This window comes from Pseudomonas sp. NPDC087615 (assembly GCF_044743445.1).
In the GTDB taxonomy this organism is placed as follows: Bacteria; Pseudomonadota; Gammaproteobacteria; order Pseudomonadales; family Pseudomonadaceae; genus Aquipseudomonas; species Aquipseudomonas baetica_A.
Map to the genome: position 1 here is coordinate 1 of NZ_JBIUWM010000154.1, position 1,227 is coordinate 1,227.

The 1,227-nt window shown below is 53.7% G+C and carries 1 protein-coding gene; it reads right to left on the minus strand.

The genetic code is table 11. The features are described from left to right. A protein-coding gene (locus ACIOU6_RS28050; RefSeq protein ID WP_401140013.1) for an IS3 family transposase occupies nucleotides 1-1,180 on the minus strand; the annotation gives its coding sequence in 2 pieces (ribosomal slippage) (nucleotides 1-829 and nucleotides 829-1,180; 1,181 coding nt annotated over the 2 pieces). This gene is flagged as partial in the annotation. Nucleotides 1,181-1,227: the final 47 nt, after the last annotated feature.

Sequence of the window (1,227 nt, forward strand, 5' to 3'; positions counted from 1 at the left end):
GACAGGTGCGGGCGTTCCTGGTTGTAGATCAGGATCGCTTCTCGCACCATTTGCTCCGCTTGCGCCAAGTCTTTCGGCCGATGGAGTAATAGTTCTGTTTTCAAGATGCCGTTGACTCGCTCTGCCAAGGCGTTCTGGTAGCAGTCGTAGCCATCCGTCATCGAACACGTGATGCCATGCTTGGCGTGGAGCTTTTGATACAGCGCCGAGCAGTACTGGACTCCTCGATCCGAGTGATGGACCAGTTTCTGGCGTGTTCGACGTGTCTTTAACGCCATGCGTAAGGCGTGGGCCACCGAGTCGGCATGTAGGCTGCCATGCACGTGATAACCGACAATTTTTCTTGAGAAGGCATCTGTGACCAGACTCAGGTAGACCGGGTTGTCGCGCTGGGTGGACAGGTAAGTAATATCGGCCACCCAGACCTGTTCCGGACCGGTCGCGACAACTTGCTGCGGGCCTGGCTTTAGCAGATTGGGATGGCAGCGAAAGTGATGATGGCTGTCGGTCGTCTTGTGATACGCCCGTTTCCTGCGAACCAATTGCCGGTGCTCGCGCAGCACCTCAAACAAGCGATCCCGGCCAACATGCAATTCAGGTTTCTCATGCTCCGCGTGCATCAATGACTGGAGCTTGCGCGCGCCAATGCAGGGTTGGCGCACTCGGATTGTCTGCACAAACTTGATGATTTTCTGATCTTGATCGACTCGAGCCCGATAGACACGATCACGCTTGTAAAAGGCTTGGCGACTGATCCCCATAAACTGGCAAGCCCTGCTGACACTCAGGGTTTGGGTTTGCGCAACGACTTGCCGGGCCGCTTTTTTACAATGGATACGCCGTAGTCGTTCTTCAGGACATCGACCACATCTTCAAAGAATTTGGCTTTCTGATTTGCCAGTGCCAGTTGCTCCTCAAGCTCTTTGATTCTCTGCTCGGGGGTCAAAGGCAAAGTTGGCTCGTCCATCGGTCGAGTCCTCTGGGTACGAATGGAGGCGCCTTGGCTCCAATCTTGTCGACCATGCTTGCGTAACCAGACCAACACCGTCGACCGACCTTGAATCCCATAACGCCGTTGAGCCTCTTTATAACTCAACTCGCCTTTTTCTACTTGGTCGACAACCGACAATTTAAAAGTCAGCGTGTAATCGCGCTGACTACGTTTTGCGCCCGTATCCATTGCACCCTCCTGATAAGAAGCCAGAAGGTGTAAACCTTATTCAGGAC